Annotated in this window: 14 protein-coding genes; 13 read left to right on the top strand and 1 reads right to left on the bottom strand. The window is 41.0% G+C overall.

Features of this window, described 5'->3' with window-relative positions:
- Positions 1–359: 359 nt before the first annotated feature.
- Positions 360–584, bottom strand: a complete 225-nt coding sequence (locus CLV99_RS02970) for a KilA-N domain-containing protein (RefSeq protein WP_133582998.1) — start codon at positions 582–584, stop codon at positions 360–362.
- Positions 585–1,042: 458 nt separating this feature from the next.
- On the opposite strand from CLV99_RS02970, the gene CLV99_RS23110 reads away from it, so the two are divergent.
- The 13 genes from CLV99_RS23110 to CLV99_RS03025 all read left to right on the top strand — a co-directional run bounded on the left by CLV99_RS23110 (position 1,043) and on the right by CLV99_RS03025 (position 19,911).
- Positions 1,043–1,213, top strand: a complete 171-nt coding sequence (locus CLV99_RS23110; RefSeq protein WP_162849988.1) for a hypothetical protein — start codon at positions 1,043–1,045, stop codon at positions 1,211–1,213.
- Between the two features lie 179 nt (positions 1,214–1,392).
- The gene (locus tag CLV99_RS23455; protein ID WP_262708268.1) at positions 1,393–1,524 is read left to right on the top strand and encodes a hypothetical protein; all 132 of its coding nucleotides are present in this window, start codon (positions 1,393–1,395) and stop codon (positions 1,522–1,524) included.
- 507 nt (positions 1,525–2,031) lie between these two features.
- Positions 2,032–2,610 carry an RNA polymerase sigma factor gene (locus tag CLV99_RS02975; RefSeq protein ID WP_133582999.1) on the top strand — a complete coding sequence of 193 codons (579 nt, stop codon included), beginning with the start codon at positions 2,032–2,034 and terminating at the stop codon, positions 2,608–2,610.
- A gap of 112 nt (positions 2,611–2,722) precedes the next feature.
- A complete protein-coding gene (locus CLV99_RS02980; RefSeq protein WP_211348398.1) occupies positions 2,723–3,724 on the top strand; it encodes a FecR family protein in 1,002 nt (333 codons plus the stop codon).
- Between the two features lie 287 nt (positions 3,725–4,011).
- Positions 4,012–4,599 (top strand): peptidase associated/transthyretin-like domain-containing protein, encoded by a 588-nt coding sequence (locus tag CLV99_RS02985; RefSeq protein WP_133583001.1) that lies wholly within the window; start codon positions 4,012–4,014, stop codon positions 4,597–4,599.
- A gap of 98 nt (positions 4,600–4,697) precedes the next feature.
- Positions 4,698–5,891, top strand: coding sequence for a TlpA family protein disulfide reductase (locus CLV99_RS02990; protein ID WP_162849990.1), 1,194 nt, complete (start codon positions 4,698–4,700; stop codon positions 5,889–5,891).
- A gap of 8 nt (positions 5,892–5,899) precedes the next feature.
- Complete coding sequence (locus CLV99_RS02995) at positions 5,900–9,037, top strand: TonB-dependent receptor plug domain-containing protein (RefSeq protein WP_162849991.1); 3,138 nt, start codon at positions 5,900–5,902, stop codon at positions 9,035–9,037.
- 9 nt (positions 9,038–9,046) lie between these two features.
- Positions 9,047–10,393, top strand: coding sequence for a RagB/SusD family nutrient uptake outer membrane protein (locus tag CLV99_RS03000; protein WP_133583004.1), 1,347 nt, complete (start codon positions 9,047–9,049; stop codon positions 10,391–10,393).
- Between the two features lie 912 nt (positions 10,394–11,305).
- Positions 11,306–13,669, top strand: a complete 2,364-nt coding sequence (locus CLV99_RS03005) for an ABC transporter permease (protein WP_246032685.1) — start codon at positions 11,306–11,308, stop codon at positions 13,667–13,669.
- A gap of 107 nt (positions 13,670–13,776) precedes the next feature.
- On the top strand, positions 13,777–14,307 hold the full coding sequence (locus tag CLV99_RS03010) for a SecDF P1 head subdomain-containing protein (protein ID WP_133583005.1): 531 nt from the start codon (positions 13,777–13,779) through the stop codon (positions 14,305–14,307).
- Between the two features lie 256 nt (positions 14,308–14,563).
- Positions 14,564–15,106, top strand: a complete 543-nt coding sequence (locus CLV99_RS03015) for a sigma-70 family RNA polymerase sigma factor (protein ID WP_162849992.1) — start codon at positions 14,564–14,566, stop codon at positions 15,104–15,106.
- A 188-nt stretch (positions 15,107–15,294) separates the two neighbouring features.
- Positions 15,295–16,428: a FecR family protein gene (locus tag CLV99_RS03020; protein ID WP_133583007.1), complete on the top strand. Its 1,134-nt coding sequence runs from the start codon at positions 15,295–15,297 to the stop codon at positions 16,426–16,428.
- A gap of 132 nt (positions 16,429–16,560) precedes the next feature.
- The gene (locus CLV99_RS03025) at positions 16,561–19,911 is read left to right on the top strand and encodes a SusC/RagA family TonB-linked outer membrane protein (protein ID WP_133583008.1); all 3,351 of its coding nucleotides are present in this window, start codon (positions 16,561–16,563) and stop codon (positions 19,909–19,911) included.
- Positions 19,912–19,924: the final 13 nt, after the last annotated feature.

The raw sequence follows: 19,924 nt of genomic DNA on the forward strand, positions 1-19,924 counted from the left end.
TAAGTTTACGAATAATGTATCAACACCTAAGATATTGATATTCCGTCTCCTTAGACTACCTAAAGCTATTAAAAGATTTATGAATAATCAACTATTTTTGAAAAATAGAGCTACCTATAGTCGATATTGCCAAACGTACTGGACTTTCTGCAGAAGAATCCCGAAGGGCTCTACGAAGTAAAATTGAGAAGCTCTAGACAGAGCCTATGATATAACATATCGAGCCGTTCTAGATTTGGAACGGCTTTTTTGTATCTCCATATCTCTGCTTATTTTTAAAGGGAGTAGGAGCTGGGGCAAGTGTAGAAGGTGTAATCAAGGGGTAGGTACTTTAGATATTGAATCGCCAACATGGAGGCCTACATTTTAATTATGGCGAATTCGCCGTAATTAAAATCTGGATTGTATACACTGTCCCATATTCCGAGATACTCGATAGTGTTTCTGTTACGAAGCCAATCTGAAATAAAGAAATCGCCATCTTTGGCTTTTAACATATCTGTCAATGAAATATATTCTTTTTCATTGTCCAATATGATAGTTATTTCTTTGCCCTCTACGTTAATCTTTTTGTTCTTGCTCATAACTCAATTATATTTATAATAGCGTTGTTAAGCTAAGATACATATAAAAACCGAATTACTAAAAATATTAGTTTCGTTTTTTGTGTCAGGTTTTTTATTCCCTCTTCTTCTGTTTATTGCTGGCAGCCTTAGTCTCCTCCTCAGCTAGCACAATATCTACCACTACAGTCTCGAATAGCTTGGGGGCGTGTCATCCGTTCTTTTCTCAGGTTGCTTTTTGTGATGTATGACGATTTACAGGACACCACTCGAGGATAGTGACGCTAGCGGTGATGATAAAGCGTAGGATGGATAAGCACACCCGTCAAGGCTTGTATAATTTTTTGACTTACTACGTAAGTTTTGATAATCAGGGTAGTTTGAGTATCTTTGAGGAAGAAATAAAAGAAAATCCCAAAGGGCTCTTGATGGCCATATAAAATAAACATTATCATCAAAACTTAGGAAGGAGCGACATTATGGGCACTCAAGAATATTTATTGGATAAGGCCAAAAAGGAAGGTAAAATTGCTGGTAAACTAGAAGGCAAAATAGAAATGCTCAAAGAGCTAGGCTTCACTATTGCTCAGGTCTGTGAAAAACTAGGATTGACTAAACCTGAGGTCGAGAAATATTTTAAAGGGGCATAAGACCAAAAGCTTTAATTCTATAAAGATTACATAGCCGTTCCAGATTTGGAGCGGCTTTTTAGTATCTTCATATTTCTACTTATTTTTAAAGGGAATAGGAGCTGGGGCAAGTGTAGAAGGTACTCCTTGCAAAGGAGCACCAGCAAGGGGACGAAACACAGATCAGTAAGCCTGTATCCATGGACCTACCCGCTGATCTAATGGATATGGCACAGCTGAAACGGTCTTTTGAAAAGCAGGGACTGCGGTTGGTCAAGGAAATCAGAAAAATTGAAGTGGCCATTATCACTGATCCTAAAACAACCAACTAAAGAAACTAATATGTTTGATGATACGGGATTTGCAATTTTTTTGCAAAACTATCCCTTTGGTTCCTTCGTTTATCAGCTGGAGAGGATTTACGGTATACCTTTTATTAATAGAAAGAATATAGATAAGTCAGTCTGTATGAGTCTTCCTATAGATTTTCAAAATGCTGAGCGACTCCAATTCGCCTTTGAAGGACAAGGTTTGAAGTTGAAAAAGGAGAATAGAAAAATTAAGGTTTTGGTAATTTACAAAGCTTGATATAAGCCTACTATACATTTTAACTAAATTCGTTTCGAAGTTGCTTTGGATTAAACATCTGTAATATAATAAGATGCAGTGCAACTGTAAAATGGGGCTATCTCTATTATTTTGGGATAGCCCTTTCTATTTCAAAAGTTTGTTTATTCATACTTAATTGTACGCTTCTAGTCTTTCTATTCTCAAGATATTTAATCGAGTTAAAAAAATAGGACATAGTACTGTTTTTAAGCCTATAAATTCTTAAACTTGTGCCACTAATCCAGATTATGGGCACTAAGCATACGGACCGAAATAGCGCAACTGACTTTTCTCAGTTCTTTGATACCTACAAAGAGCAGGTTTATGGCTATGTGCTGACCATCATTAAGGATAAAACAGTAGCCGAGGAAATCACACAAGATGTTTTTATGAAGCTATGGACCGTCAGCGACCTGCTGCCCACGATCCGCAATATCGATAATTATATTTTTATCACCGCGCGAAACCGTTCTTTAAATCACCTGCGAAAAGTAAAGCACGATCACAAAGCCTTAGAAGAGCTTCGGCGCCATCTTGTAGAAGCCCATAATCCGGTCGAAGAACATGTCTTACTGCGTGATTATGAGCATTTGGTTGAGCGTGCAATAGCAGGTCTGTCTACCCAAAGGAAGATTGTCTATCAGCTGAGCCGTGACGAAGGATTAAACCTGAACGAGATTGCAGAGCGCTTACAACTCTCACCCAATACCGTAAAAAACCACCTTATTGCCGCTTTAAAACATATACGTCAGTATCTGGAGCAACACGGAGGGATAGCTATGCTCCTGGCCGTTTTTACGTTTTTATAATTTTTTTTATTTCCGATTAGTCCTAAGGAGACCTCCACGGTGTCTTTAGTATAGATGGCTGTACTACATGGTACCCCTGCTGACTGATTTTTTAACATCATATAGTTCTGTTATGAAGGACCAACGTATGCAACATATTTTTCGAAAATACCTGGACAATGACTGTACGGACAAAGAACTTGACGAACTCCTAGATCTACTGGATCAGGAAGACAATACCGTGTTAGATGCTCCTTTACGCCAGTTATGGGAGCGTAAACGCGGATATACTGTGCCGTCCGGACAGATCGATTGGGATACTATGCAGCAACGGATAGTTGGAAGCAAGCACCCACGAGCTACCGTCCCTCGGTTAAGGAACTGGTATAGTTATGCCGCTGCAATACTATTAATTTCTTTTTCGTTTGGTGCTTATCTCTGGTATAAAAATCAAGCTTCACACCTTGAGCTATTGGTCGAATCGGTCGTGCCCATCGTACAGCGGGACACCATTATGCTTATGGATGGCAGTCGTGTAATTCTCAATGCAGGAAGCAGTTTGCGCTATCCCGAGCGGTTCAGCGTTACTATGCGTGAGGTGTATCTAGAAGGAGAGGGCTACTTTGAGGTAACGAAAGACGCCGGCAAACCATTTATCGTACATGCAGGGCCACTAAAGACTAAAGTATTGGGGACCTCTTTCAATATTAATGCGTATGCCGGACAGTCAAAAATGGAAGTTTCGGTACTCACAGGAAAGGTTCAGGTCGAAGAAACCAACAGTGGAAGATCCGTAGATCTGTTGCCCCACGAGAAGGTACGATATACAATAGCGGATGATAAATTTGCCAAAATAGAGGCGGCTGATATAAAGAAGGATCTCGCTTGGAATACCGGCCGACTGGCTTTTGAAGATGCGCCACTCAGCGATATTGTCCAACAATATTATAGGCGGTATGGAAAGAAAATAGAAATAGAAAGTGAAAGCTTAAAGTCCTGTCGATTGAGCCTCGTATTTGACAAGGAAAGTCCTCAGGAGATTCTCAAGATGATTGCTCTATTGACCAACGCCGGTGTTAAAGAAGAGGGCAGTAAAGTGGTTCTGTACGGTAAAGGCTGTAGTGGTTTGGAATAGCAGAAATATGTTTAACAGCAACCTAATATAATCAGTAATATATGGACGGATAAGAAAGTGTGATATACAAAAGGGGAGCATGCGCTCTGACCTGCATACCCCCTGAGTTTTGGCTAGCTAGGCTAGCACGAAACAACCGTGAGAAATACCCTAACACGATTATTTATTGTAATTAAACAACATACAAACCTACATAAATTCAAGGCTAAAAGCAATTTCATTGCTCTGCCTCTTCAATGAATTTATGTAGTTCTCCTCGTCTTTGAGGAGTTTTAAATAGAGGAAACATGGTAAAAAAAACTTTATCCATAGCGACTTATTGCTGGACGATTATGAAGTGGACAACAATTATATATACCTGTATTGCAGTCTTGTTGCTGAGTGCCAAGGCCAATGAAAGCAGTGGTCAGGTCAATTTTGATAGCAAAGTACTGCTCAAAGAGGAGACAATCAGCTTAAAGGCTAGCCTGAAAAAGATCAGCAAACAGACAGGCGTCGATTTCGCATACAACAACCAGTTTATGCCATTGAGCAAAAGCATAACCTGGACAAAAGAGACCAACGACCTAGGCGAAGCATTGGACAGGTTGACACAGGTATTCGATTTAGAATATCGGGTAGTGGGCAAGACATTGCTGCTCTTACCCAAAGAAGAAGCTAGCCAAGGTATTGTACCACAACAAGTGGAGATTAAGCGTTACACCGATGCGGATAAGCAGGAGGATGTGATCGAAGGTATCATATTCAATGCAGAGACCAAGGAACCTATAGAAGGCGCCACTGTGGAATTGGTACGACTCCGACTCCGAACCCAAACTGATGCGAAGGGACATTTTAGGATGGCAGTGCCGGTAGGAAAGGGGGAGAGAAGATGATGAAAATAAACACGTTCTGCCTGCTACTAATTGTTTCGTTTTTCATAAATACTGTGTCAGGACAGGTAGACACCATATCACCGTTAAATATAGGCGATATGATCCCTCAAGAGCTTTGGGATACTCCATTGGAGGTCGTCAACAATCCCACAGGAAAGAAAATCGTAAAACTGAGCGATTACCGTAATAAGAAGCTGATCATATTGGATTTCTGGGCGACATGGTGTGGCAGTTGTATGCAAAGTATGTTGCATATAAGACAGTTGGAGTCCTCATACAGCGGTAAGGTTGCCTTTTTGAAAGTGAATAGCGAAAGCACAAAAGACTCTCCCGAACGGATCGTAAAAGCTTTTGCCAAACTCAAGGCGATGTCTAATGTTGATCTCTCAACAATGGAATATATATATCCCGACAAGTATCTGGATAAATATTTTGCTCATGCCTCTATCCCTCATATGGTGTGGATCTATGATGGCAAATACATAGGCAGTACGTATGCCGAAGGCCTTACGGTAGATGCAATTGATGGGGTGCTTAACAATACTCCGCTTCATGCTCATCTAAAAAATGATAGGTTGGATTTTCAGACGAACACTTCCATCCGCGAGCAGGTCGATCTACGGTTGTCGACCTATCCAGTAGTAGAGGAGCTGTTTACGGGGTATTTAGATGGTCTAAGCCCTAATTTTGGTCAATTTTATAAGAAAGATGGTACCTACGTCTACCGAATGGTAAATCTAAAGCTTAATATCCTATACGCTAATGCTTTCCGAACTCTTTTTTTTGAGGTGCCAAGTTGGGCAATCCATATTGATTCAACAGTAGCCGAACCAGTGCAAAGGGCATTGAATAATGTTGAGTTGCGTAAGGATGTTTTTTGTTTTGAAGTGCAATCGTCAGATACGCTAACAGAAGATGATATCTTGAAAAGGCTGCGTGATTGTCTGTTGTCCAACTTCAAAGTAGCCCCGGTAAGGACAATAGAAAAGACTCCTTTTTGGCAAATGGAGATAGCAGATCCCGATATACTGAAAGCGTCTGTTCGCTTTATTGATAAAAAAGGTAACAAGGAACATATCACTTTCAGGGAGTTAAGATCCAAGATTTATACAAGTCTTAAACTGCCGGTAAATGACCTGATAACAGTAAAATCAAGCCTTTTTGAAGTAGAGATTCCAAAAAATATTGATTGGACTGATATAAAATCCCTTCAGGATTTTCTAGTCACAATAGGTATCCAGTTAATAAAAGTCGAAAAGGATATTCCCACTATTACATTTAAAAAAGTATGATTTGCAAGATGGAAAAAAATGTAGCCCTTCTAGTTTTAATATTTTTTGGAAGTTTACTACCTATTCAAGTATTGAAGGCAAGATCGTATGCTGGTAATTCTAATATACCGTTTATGGATATTGATCAAATAAATTCCAAAGATGTCACAGTTACCGATTCGTTGCGTATTCGTCACATTGGCTATCATGATAAAACTATTTCAATAGATAGTTCTGGTGTCAAATTGACCATAGGTTTGTCCGCCAAGTCAAAGGAAATCGAAGAAGTACGGGTCCAGACAGGCTATCAATCGCTTAGAGCTGACCAGCTGTCCGGATCGGCTCAGGTGCTCAATGAGTCGCAGCTCAATCAAAATGTAGGTAGCAATATCTTGGACAGACTCAACCACGTCGCCAATGCGGTATTCTTTGATAACCAGTTACAGGCCTCGGACAATCAAAAGTTGAATTTCTCGATACGTGGTCTCAGTACAATAAATGGCGTTAGGGATCCCTTGATTGTGTTGGATGGCTTTATCTATGAGGGCGCCATACAGAATATAGATCCTAATAATATTGAAAGCATTACGATTCTTAAAGATGCCGCCGCAAGTGCCATCTGGGGAACACGTGCAGGTAATGGTGTACTGGTCATTAAAAGCAAAAATGCTAAGGCCACAGACGGCCGTACAAATGTGACCCTGAACAAGTCCATTCAATTCGCACAAAAACCTGATCTGTACGATGTATATCAAATGCCTGCAGAGGAGTTTATAGAAATAGAAAAAATGCTCTTTAAAAATGGGTATTATGATCGTAATATACGCCGTAGCCCGTTTAGTGCACTCACACCTGTGGTTAGCCTGCTCCAACAGCATAAGACTGGTAAAATAGACGGTGGACTGCTTGATCAACGTTTGACAGCTCTTAAAAATATAGATAGCAGAAGTGATTATATGGACTATTTCATGGAGTACCCACTACTGGATCAATATGCACTTTCATTATCAAATGGGACAGAAAAAAACAAAATTCACCTCGCGGTAGGTTATACCTTTGATAAAAATCAATACGGTGCGAAAAATAAAAAAATAAATATTGATTTTAATGACCGGATGATGCTCCTGCCCAAGCTTCATCTGGATATTGGTTTTAAATACACCAATGCGAAGAATCATGCTGGTAAACCTGCATTCGAAACATTCAGGTACCGCAATATACGTGCGCCGTATATGGATCTGGTAGACGCTGATGGAAATGGTCTAGTACTTGAAACCACATATGATAAAATATATACAGACAATTACTTGCCCGGTAAACTTCTGTCATGGGACTATGTCCCCTTTGAAGATTACAGATATGTTGACAATAGGTCTATACGCAATGAATATCTAGGGCAGGCACAGTTGTCTTATAAAATATTGCCATTTATCGATTTGGTCCTGGCTTATCAGATCCAGAATCAGATGGCATCCGACAATGTAAGGAATGGATTGGATAGTTACTACACAAGGGTCATGATCAACTCCTATGCGAGCTATAACGAAGCTACAGACCGTATGGAGTATCCCGTTCCCATGGGGGATATTGTATTAAAAAACAATGTAAATATCAGGTCCTACAATTGGCGGGGACAGATCAATGTCAATAAGGTTTGGGACAAGTTCGAGCTATCGGGTATAGTGGGAGCTGAAGTAAGGGAAAGTAAAACTGATGGGGAGTCGAGCACACTTTACGGATATACCTCTGACCCTCTTAACAATGCCGCAATAGACTTCGTATCTGATTTTCCTATAGGGATTAGCTATAGTACCAGCATAATTCCTGGCAGACCCGTACTGAATAGCAGTATAAACAGATTTGTGTCTACTTATTCCAATTGGAATGTGGAATATAATAAAAGACTAGGGGCTACCGCAAGTGTAAGGCGTGATGCTGCGAATATATTCGGGGTGGCAGCAAATGATAAATGGTCTCCTTTTTGGTCAGTGGGAGCCTACCTGCATGTGCCAGATCAGTGGATCAAGGGGGCAAAAGCAGATCGGCTAAAGGTAAGGGCATCCTATGGTGTGAGTGGCAATGTAGATCTTCGAAAAACGGCATTGCCTGTGGCTGAATCGACGACATTCAACTATTCGCCCTACTCTGGATTGATCATCGCTCAGCTAAACGATCCTTATTTGCGTTGGGAAAAGATCAAAACGTTCAATGTTGGCTTAGATCTATCTTTTTTGGATGGCCGCATCCGTGGATCAATTGATCATTATCAAAAGCGTGGTACAGACTTGTATGGTTTGACAGGCTACGATTATACAACATGGGGCTATCAGTCTTTTATCACTAAAAATGTCGCCAGCATGGATGGCCGGGGAACTGATCTTGTGATTGAGACTGATAATATCCGGGGAAAATTTTCATGGTCAACGATCTACAATTTAGCCTGGAACAAAAGCAAAACTAGAACATATTATGCCGCCAATGGAATGAATGTGAGCAGCTTTTTGGACATAGGATCGTCGATTACCCCTGTTCCGGATTATCCATTATATGGCATTGCAGGGTACAGGTCTGCCGGGCTGGATGCAAAGGGAAATCCTCAGGGTTTTCTAAATGGTGTTCCCAGTACTGATTATACCGCTATTAGAAGACAGCCTCTCGATCTAGGAGAAAACGGAAATATTATTTTTAAAGGATCGTCCAAACCGCAGGTATTTGGATCCATAATAAATAAGTTTTCTTTCAAAAATTGGGCGTTGGCGGTGAACGCTTCTTTTTATGGTGATTATTATTTCATGAAAAATACGACCAGCTACACCCAGCTGTTTTCTAATGGAAAGGCCTATGCGGATTTTGAAAAGCGATGGCAAAAACAAGGAGATGAATCACACACTGTAGTACCAGCGCTGATCTATCCAGCTGATCAATTGCGGGATAGTTTTTATCGGTTAGCTGAATCCAATATACTTCGGGCTGATCATATTCGCCTAGAATATGTTCGTTTGTCATATGCAAGTGCTATTAAAAATAGAGCAAAATTGGAATGCTTTGCTAATGTTTCCAATCTGGGATTGTTGTGGGTATCCAATAAAGAAAAAATAGACCCATTGTATCAGGACAAAGTTAAGCCGCCCCTAACATTTACGTTTGGTACATCTGTAAAATTTTAATTTTTTAACATGTTAAGATCAAGACTAATCTATATCCTGCTTTTTTTTATTTTAATGTCCTGTAAAGATTATCTGGACATTAAGTCGAACAGTGGATTGGCAACGCCAGACAATTTCGAGGCGATGCAACGAATATTGGACAATATGGAAGTGATGAACATCAGTACAAATCCACTTGGGGAAGCGTCATCAGATAATTATTTTTTAACCCTTCAATCTTATAATTCCTTAGGGATGCGATCTCAAGAGGCATATACTTGGCGTATCATCGATAATAATTTCCCCAACGATTGGGCAACGAGTTACCTCACTGTATATCATAGTAATATTGTGCTTGATAATTTAAAGAGTATTCAAATTAATGATGCGAATAAAGAAACATGGAGCCAGCTAGCGGGTGCCGCATATTTTTATAGATCTTATGCTTATCTGTCGCTGTTATGGACTTATGCAAAGGGATATGAGGAGAGTGAAAAGGATCTTTATCCCGGTATTGTGCTTCGAGTGGATGCAGATCCATATAAACCGTCTGAACGTTCCTCGATAGCAGCGTGTTATAATACCGTTATCCACGATCTGGAACGATCGATACCCCTTCTGCCGCGGCAATCGGAGCATGTCTTGCGACCATCTAAGGCGGCCGCTTATGGACTATTGGCCCGAACATATCTGTCCATGGGACACTATATTAAATCTGAAATTTATGCAGATTCAGCATGGATGATCTCAGCTAAACTGATAGATTATAATATGCTGGATGCTAATACACAATTCCCCTTTGAACGGTATAATATAGAAACTACCTTTTTTAGTCAGATGAGTACGACCCTGCCAGGAATGAATTATTATAATGCCTTAGTAGATACCACTCTATACAAATCGTACAATAAGGATGATCTGCGTCTGAAATTATTTTTTGCTCAAGGATCAGATGGTTACTATCAGTTTAAAGGTAGCTATGCTGGTGCCTCGGATTTCTTTACTGGAATCACATCCGCTGAGATCTTACTGATGCGGGCCGAATCTTATATTCGTAACGGTCGGATAGAAAGGGGGCTTTCAGATTTAAACCATCTGATGCGCCATCGTTACGCGACAGGGAAATATAAGGATCTGGAGGGACTCAGTCAAGAAGATGCGTTGGAAAGTGTCTTATGTGAACGGCGCAAAGAGTTGCTGTTTCGTGGACTGCGCTGGATGGATGTGAAACGGTTAAATTTGGAAGGGCGAAATATTGTTTTAAAAAGACAGATACTCGAGGGGGTATTAGAATTGGTTCCAAATAGCAACCGTTATGCATTGCCAATCCCGACTGATGTTGTTGACAGGACCGGAATACCACAAAATCCACAATAAATCTTTTAATTCTCTTCTATGTGGTACATTTTTCAACTCATACCTGTTATAAAAATCACTAAGATTTTAAAAGCTGTCCCGCATCTAGTTCGGGATGGCTTTTATAATACTTTTTGTTTTTTTAATTGACGGTTCACATCTTAAAAGTCCCTCAATATGTGCTACAAACGATACATCTTATAAGTCTATTTAAATTTCACTATTTCTAGACACTGCATTACACCCTACCACCGGTTTTCTTGTTTGTTACATTTATTTATTTTTTACTTAGTAATTTTCTTCAAATTGTTTTTTCGAATGCTAGAAATCGATGTCGTGATAGGTCGTGAGGATGGCAAAGATATTGAATACGAGATAGTGTCCTTAGTCATAGATCATTCGCTTTAAATACCCTGTTTTTTGTTTTAATCCCCGATTGTGTAGAATGAAAAAGATAACAAACAATCTAAAATTATTTAACGGAAAAGGCGACTGTGTTTAAATGAATTTCAGCTATTTTATCCTTTATCCAGCACTATTCCTTTGAGTAGTGCTTTTTCTAATCTTCATCTTTCTGGTTATTTTTAAAGGGGATAGGAGCTGGAGCAAGTGTAGAAGGTACTCCTTGCAAAGGAGCACCAGCAAGGCGTCAACCTGCAACGGTTTTGAATAGAGGAGTTACGCGAGCTACTCTGCCTTTTGGTGATCCAATGATTAAAAAAATATATAGAGTGAGAAAATCATGTCGTCTCCCACCTTCCATTATAAATAATACTTTACTTTTACCTACGTTCATTTATGAACACTGCATGTTCATAAATGAACATTGTTTTTATTTATTTTATTATTGTATTTTGTTGATTGTTAGCGCGTTGTGTATTTTGGCATTCTATTTATACATTATCCTTGTAATCAAGTTATTAAATGCGCGTCATGGTGTTGAATGGTTTTATCAAAATTGCTTTTCGTAACCTGAAGAGAACGAAAGGGTTTACGGCAATAAATATTATTGGTTTGGCTGTTGGCATGGCTTCAGCCATGCTTATTATCTTATGGGTTAGTTTTCAGTGGTCGTTTGATAAGATTTATCCGAAGGCAGCTTTACTCTATACCGTTGGATCAATCGAGCCCAGCAACGAGGGATTTGCTGTTTGGTTTTCGACGCCTAAACCATTAGCGGCGGCGGTTAAGAATGAAATTCCACAGGTCCGGGATGTCAGCAGGTTTAGTGGGGTCGACAGATTTCTTTTAACCGTAGGTAATAAAAAAATAATCTCAGGACGTGGTGCGTTTGTAGACTCAACGTTCTTAGGAATGTTTGATTTACCGGTTTTGGCAGGTGACCCCGAAACAGCGTTAGTAAATCCGTCAAATATCGTCTTATCAAAAGGTATGGCAATATCTTTATTCGGTTCCACTGATATAATTGGAAAGACAATCAAAGTGGATAGCGCAGAGGTAGTCCATGTTACGGCTGTTCTGGACGACATACCCAGCAATAGTCGTTTTTCAAAAAGCGAGTATTTTTTGCCATGGACATTCATGGAGAAGATAGGTTTTGCGGACCAAAGTTGGCATAATAGTTCTGTTGACCTATTTGTACTATTACATCCGAACGTCAATTTGGGCGAGGTACAGCAGAAGCTTAAAGGAATAACAAAGAAAAATGCAGATTTAAAGACAGAGAATTTTTTAAAACCAATTGGTGAAAGTTACCTCTATGATCAATATAAGAATGGGATTGCATTAGGTGGTCGTATTGAAATGGTACGGGCCTTTATTATTATAGCTATCTTTATTTTACTGATCGCATGTATTAATTTTATGAACCTGAGTACTGCGCAGAGCGAGAGACGAGCAAAAGAAGTTGGAATACGAAAAGTTGTAGGAGCAGGCCGTAAGTCTTTAATAGGGCAGTTTCTTTCGGAATCTATATTATTGTCTTTTGTGTCTGGAATATTAGCATTACTGATAGCCTACTTCGTCCTACCTTCATTCGGACAGCTTGTAGGGAGTGCACTTATCCTTCCCTTATCAAATGTCTATTTTTGGTTTTCCTTTGTTGGATTCATACTTTTGACCGGCATCCTAGCGGGAAGTTATCCGGCATTTTTTATGTCTTCATTTCAACCTGTAAATGTGTTGAAAGGTAAGTTTATCCACATCCCGCAGAAATTGAATCCTCGAAAGATACTCGTTGTAATTCAATTTTCTATTGCGGTAGTATTGATTATCGCTACGCTAGTTATCCGTCAGCAGCTACTGCATGCGCAGAATAGAGAAGTAGGCTTTGATAAGAAAAATCTTATCTATGTATCCGAGATTGGTGATATACCTAAAAATATGGAGTTGATAAAGAGGACGCTCTTAGAGCAGAATATCGCAATCTCCACCAGTAGAACGATGTCGCCAATAACCCAACGTTGGAGTGGATGGAATGGCTTTATTTGGGAAGGCAAAGATCCCAATAGTATTATTCAGTTTAATAGGCAGGCTACTGATGAAAAAATTGTAGCCACAGTAGGATTACAGTTGATTGCAGGACGAGATTTTGATCTGGTCAAATTTCCAACGGACTCAATGTCTGCGATTATTAATGAAACTGCAGCCAAGGTCATGAATCTAGAAAATCCCATCGGCAATTATATCGTGGATGGTACAGATAAATTCACTATTATTGGTGTTGTTAAAGACTTTATACAAGAGTCTCCTTTCCGACCGGTATTGCCTACCGTCATCGAAGGAGCACATATGTGGTTAAGAACGCTTCATATTAAGTTCAATCCTCAATTGAGCACACAAGAGGCGCTTACTAAAACCGAAAAAATTTTTAAGACTTACAATCCCAATTATCCCTTTGATTACCGTTTTCTGGATACGGAGTATGCGGAAAAGTTTAATGAAACACAAAAAACGGCAAGATTAGCAACTTTATTTGCAGTGCTGACTATCTTTATTTCTTGCCTCGGACTGTTTGGGTTGGCCGCTTATATGGCCGAAAGTAGAATCAAAGAAATCGGAATCAGAAAAGTATTAGGCGCTTCCGTATTTTCAGTTATGGCTATGCTTTCCAAAGAGTTCGTCATTTTAGTAATTATTTCTTGTATAATTGCATTCCCGATAGCTTACTGGGCCATGGACCACTACATCAGTAGTTTTGGATACCGTAAAGAAATTGGATGGGATATTTTTGTAATTACTGGAGTTCTTACCTTGATGGTCGCTGTGCTTACAGTGAGTTTTCAATCTATCAAAGCATCGCTCGCCAACCCTGTAAATAGTCTCCGCAATGAATAGCATCAAATTTGGAGTACAGCATTGAAATCGGGAGTTTTGCCAAAGGTAATGATGTTTATAATCAATAAAATGCTTTCACCGTGACTTCGATAAATAATCTAAATATTGTGAATATAAAAGTAATTTGTAGCGTTGCGCTTGTTTTGATGGGCTCTTGCAGTATTTTCAAACCGCAAAAAGAAGAGTTCCCTCATAAAGCCTATACAACAGCAACTGCCACAGATGTACAAGGTCAGGATAGTGTAAGTAGCACTTCCGGCGGTTTTCAGCCCTTTACCGTAGATAGAGTAGATGGTTTTTATGCAGTCATTTCGTTTACCGAACCTTACCCTTATAGCGATGTCGTGCTTGGAGATCATCCACTGGTCAGTAGAGCTGAGATCAAAGAAGCAAAAGCTGCTGTAGAGCAGTATCAAAATCATCCCATAGTGGACATTGAGTTCACCAAAGAAGGAGCAGGAAAGTTTGAGAAATTAACAGAAGAGAATATAGGAAAACCCATCGCTATTGTTGTCGGAGGCAAGGTCGTGTCTATGCCCGTTGTACAGGGAATTATTTCAGGAGGGAAAGTTCACATTTCAGGGGGATTCTCCATGGAAGAGGTCGTGAGGATGGCAAAGATATTGAATACGAGATAGAGTCCCTCGTCATAGATTATTCTATCCCGAGTTATTTCGTATGAGATATACCTGATAAAGTATACCTAAGTTTCCATTTTAGGTTTCGTCTTCAACGAAGATGAAAAATATTCAAAATCATCGCTCCCTAAATTTTCCTTTTTGAACTGTTCAAAGTTTTCTTTAAAATTGTCCGATAATCAATTTCTCCAAGACGATACACCTGGAATCAAATCACATGCAGCATACCGAAAAGTCAATCTTAGCGTCTATAAAAATGAAAGACAAAAAAGGCTTAGAATCCCTTTTTAGACAGTTTTATAGACCATTAGTGATGTATGCCTGCCAGTATCTGGAGCGGATAGATGAAGCCGAAGACCTCGTTCAGGAGGTTTTTGTTAAGCTTTGGGAACGAGATTCCTTGCAGCAGGTCGATGCCAAACTGTATTCCTACCTCTATACCACCGTAAGGAATGCCTGTTTAAATAAGCTCGTCGTGCTAAAAAAAATCCAACAACAAGAGCTGGACGAACAGATCGATCTCGTCGAAGAGCATCCCCTTGACGAAGAAGCATGGGCCGCTTACATTCAAAAAGTACATGCCGAGATCGAAAAACTACCCGAGCGTACCCAGCAGATTTTTAAAGCCATTGTCCTAGAGCGTCGCAAGTACAAGGACGTGGCTGTCGAGATGGAAATCTCTACCAATACCATCAAGACCAGCCTTTCGCGTGCGCTCACCAAGCTAAGAACCACCTTCAAAGATGACGATATGGCCATGTTTATGTTGCTCTGTATCTGCACCCGTATTTTGAAATAAAAATAAATAGTAAAAAAAACTTCCCTACACCTGTCACCTATTCTATCCAAAAGCTTGTCATACTAGCAGAACGTATCCAATAGGGTTTTCCGATAGAAGAAAAAACAAAACGCTTTACAGTATTACGTTATCCAATTAAAGAAGATAACAGCTTCCGTGGATTAGAGCAGTTCAACTAGTAGAAGATTATGCAAGAGATTATATACGAGCTTATTATTAAAGAAAAGTACGGAAGTCTTTCCGTAGAGGACTCCGCTGTATTGCTTTCTTGGAGGCAAGAGAGCTTAGCGAATGAGCAAGCATATCAAAGCCTATACGGGACATTGGATGATTATACCCTGGTCGATAGGTATCAATCTATCGATCTAGACCATGCTTGGGCTAAGGTTGATCAGCGTATCAGTGAGCAGCCACAAAAAAGCAGATCATTGTACCGTTATTGGGTACGCTATGCTGCGGCCCTGCTTTTATTTTTCTCCATTGGGTTATACTGGTATACAGCCAGACAAGAGCGAGCTATTGACACTTCTGTGATAGGCTCATTAGATGATGTAGTTCCAGGCGGCAACAAAGCGTTAATCACTTTTTCAAATGGTGAGCAGATCTTGTTAGATTCGACACAGTCTAGACTCGAGACCATTGATGGTACATATCGGTATGGCGATGGGCGAGAGGTGACCAATAGTGAGGTACAGTTTGCGACAGTCAGCACACCTATAGGAAGCACCTACGAAGTTACCCTTCCAGATGGTACCAAGGCCTGGCTCAATGCTAGCTCTTCCATTCATTATCCAACACGCTTTACAGGGCAAGAGCGAGCCATCGAGACCACCGGAGAGGTCTATCTTGAGGTCGCAGCAGACAAGAAACATCCATTCATCGTACATAGCGCAAACCAGCGATTACAAGTATTAGGTACAGCCTTCAACATACGCAGCTACAGTGATGCCATCGTGACCACCTTGGTACATGGCAAGGTCTCATTATCCGGTCAGCACACTCACAAAACCGTTTCTTTACAACCAGGGCAACAGGCCATATTATCCGAAAAGCAGATTGCGATTTCGGAGGTCAATGCTTCAGATTATACCGTTTGGATCAAGGGAGTAATCCTTAATAGAGATGCCAGTCTTGTGGATATCTGTCAAGAGTTGGAGCGCTGGTACGGCGTCAAATTTGTTTTTCCAAAAGGGTTTAAGAATGAAGAGCGCGTCATGCTCAGCATAGACCGCAAGGAGCGTCTGTCTACCGTGCTTAGTTCCTTGGAAAAAGCCTATTTCGTACGTTTCGAGATCAAAGGAAAGGAGGTACGGGTGAACTAAGAAAAGATTAAATCATAGTTGATCCCGTAAAACAGAAAAGCCACCCTAACTGCTACATAAGGATGGCTCTATGTCGGACAGCTAAAAAAACATTTTGCAACATATTTTACTAACCAACAGAAAACAAAAATAATGAATTTAACCAATTGCAACAAGGGGATGCGTTGGCTATGGAGCTTGTTTAAACTCCATCGCTGTGGCATTCCTCTTAATACGATTCGCATCATGAAGATAATGACGCTCTACCTATTCGTTCTGTGTACCTGTAGCTTTGCCCATGTCAAGGCACAGAAGGTCAGTCTCTCGGTCAAAAATGCCCTTTTTCAGGAAGTAGCCTTACAGATACAGCAGCAGACCGGTTATTCCTTTGTCAGCAACAAACGGCTTTTGGGCCAGGCCAAGAATGTAACACTAAGGCTTAATCAGGTAGACCTACAATCAGCGTTAAAAGAACTCTTTAAAGAGCAGCCCTTTACATTTGCTATAGACGGACGGTTGATTACCTTAATCGGTCGTTCGACTGATCAAGTGAAAGAACAACAGGATGTTGAAGTGAAAGCTCCCATTCAGCAGTCTATCAAAGGCCGTGTTGTCAATGAAAAAAGCGAGCCTTTGGTTGGTGCATCGATTTACGTACTTGATACTTTTGGAAGACGAACAGCTGTACAGGCTAAAACAGACGAGCGGGGATACTTTGAATTGACTAATACAGAACGAGGATTAACGTTGGAATTGGCTTTTCTAGGATATACCTCACAAAAGGCTATATCTCGGCCTGACATCGGAATCATATCCTTGAAACCGCTATTGGCTGAGGTTGACGAAGTAATCCTTAACGCCGGTTATTACAGTGTTAAGGACAAAGAACGAACCGGAAGCATTTCAAAGATCACCGCAAACGAAATTGGTCAACAACCAGTTGTCAACCCGCTGGCCGCAATGCAGGGACGTATGGCAGGGGTGAACATTACGCAGAGCAGCGGTACCCCCGGCGGCGGCTTCGATATACAGATCAGGGGGCGTAACAGTTTACGCGCCGAAGGAAATGCGCCCCTGTATATCGTTGACGGTGTACCTTTTCCTTCACAGTCTGCTTCAGATATGAACCTTACGGCTATGCTGTTTCCTTGGGGTAGTACAAGCCCGCTGAACAGCATCAATCCCAACGATATTGAAAGTATCGAGGTTTTAAAGGATGCTGATGCTACGGCTATTTACGGTTCGCGTGGTTCAAACGGGGTGGTACTTATTACCACAAAAAAGGGCGGTATAGATAAAACAACGTTCTCCGTTCAATCCACCACTTCTGTCAGTACGATTTCAAAATTCATGGATTTGATGGATACGCAGCAGTACTTGAAAGTGCGTAAGGATGCTTTTGCAAACGATAATATTAGAGAATATCCTGCAAATGCGTATGATATAAACGGTACATGGGATCCCAACCGATATACCGATTGGCAGCGTGAGTTTATAGGGGGCAAGGCGGTATCGCACAATACCCAGTTTTCTGTGGGTGGCGGGGCAGGGCGCACATCCTACCTTTTAAGTGCAGGGCACCGCACCGATGGTACCGTATATATGGGAGACTTTGGTTATAAACGCACCAATTTTTTACTGAATGTGAACCACAGGTCTGCAAACGACCGCTTCGGCTTGCAGGTAAGCGTACAGAAAAGTAACCAGAACAACAGGCTCATGGCCAATGATCTCACCAATTCTATTTTTCTGGCTCCCAACGCACCTGCATTGTATGATGCACAGGGCAACCTGAACTGGGAAAACAATACCTTTGATAATCCGGCAGCAAAACTCAATTCTAAATATTTCTCAAAAGCGGCCGATTATACGGCAAATGTAAATCTGTCGTACAACCTTTTACAAAACCTGCAGATTGGTGTCTCTACCGGTTTTAGCGATGCTTCTACAGAAGAAATTGTTACCGTGCCCCATACCGTTTACAGTCCGGCATACAACTATACCAGCAAGGAATCTGCAATGACCAAATCTAAATTAAATCGTAACAGCTGGATTGTAGAACCGAAAATTGTATGGAATTTAGAACAGGGCAGTAGTGCGTGGAACGTAGTTGCCGGAGGGACATTTGAAACAAGGGAACAGCAGGCGTTCAGTGTGCAGGGCGGTAACTTTTCTTCAGACGACCTTATCATGAACCTAGCAAATGCAGTTACCAAAAATATATTGAACGATACAGAAACGCTTTATAAGTACGTCGCATTGTACGGAAGGGTCAATTATAAGTATATGGACAGGTATATTGTAAACTTTACCGGTCGTCGTGACGGTTCTAGCCGTTTCGGTCCCAACAACCGCTTTGCGAATTTCGGTGCCGTGGGTACTGCTTGGCTCTTTAGCAGGGAAAAGGTATTGAAAAACAGTTCGTGGCTAAACTTCGGAAAGCTGCGTGCCAGTTACGGTATTACGGGAAGTGATTTGATAGGGGATTACCAGTACCTGAATGCCTACAGGATTAGCCATAACCAGTACGATGGTAATGTAGGGTTAGAACCGGCAAGGCTGTACAATCCCGATTTCAGCTGGGAGAGCAACAAAAAACTGGAGGCAGCCTTGGAACTGGAATTTTTCAATGGCAGGCTGGCACCGTCAGTGGCATGGTACCGCAACCGCTCCTCAAGCCAGCTGGTGGGTATCCCGTTGCCGGGTACTACCGGTTTTACAAGCGTTCAGGCAAATCTGGGAGCTTTGGTGGAGAACTCGGGTTGGGAAGTTACCCTGAGGTCTTTGATTGTGGATAAGGAAAATTTTAAATGGAGTACCGATATCAACCTCTCACTTCCTAAAAACAAGTTGTTGGATTTTCCTAATTTGGAAGAATCTACTTATGCCTTACAGTATACGGTAGGATATCCGGTATTTATACAGAAGGTATATCATATAATTGATGTTGATCCTGAAACGGGACTTTACCAGGTGGAAGACCGCAATGGCGACGGTGTGATAACCAGTGACGACCGCTCTATGATCATGCACTTGGGACAGAAATACCACCTGGGCATCGCAAACCAGTTAAATTACAAGAATTTTTCATTGGACTTTCTAGTGCAGTTTGTCAGGCAAACGGTACGTAATCCCGACTATAATGCAGGGTTGTTCGGATCTATGAACAACAGTCATACGCGTTATGCTGATTATTTTCAGCCCGAAAATCAGGGAGGTGTATACCAGATGCCTACAACCGGCGTAAACCGTGCGGCACTGCAGGCAACAGACTACCTTAGAAACAGCAACCTCAGTGTTTCCGATGGATCGTTCATCCGCTTAAAATCGGTACAGCTGCAGTACCAGCTGCCACAGCATTGGCTCAAAGGAACGCAGCAGATATACCTGCAGGGATACAACCTGTTTACGCTCACAAAATTCTGGGGAAGCGATCCGGAAACTGCAACGGGCTACCTACCAGCGTTACGTACCATAGCGGTAGGTGCTTCTTTTAACTTCTAACTTTAACAGCTAC

Source organism: Sphingobacterium yanglingense (assembly GCF_004363245.1).
Classification (GTDB): domain Bacteria; phylum Bacteroidota; class Bacteroidia; order Sphingobacteriales; family Sphingobacteriaceae; genus Sphingobacterium; species Sphingobacterium yanglingense.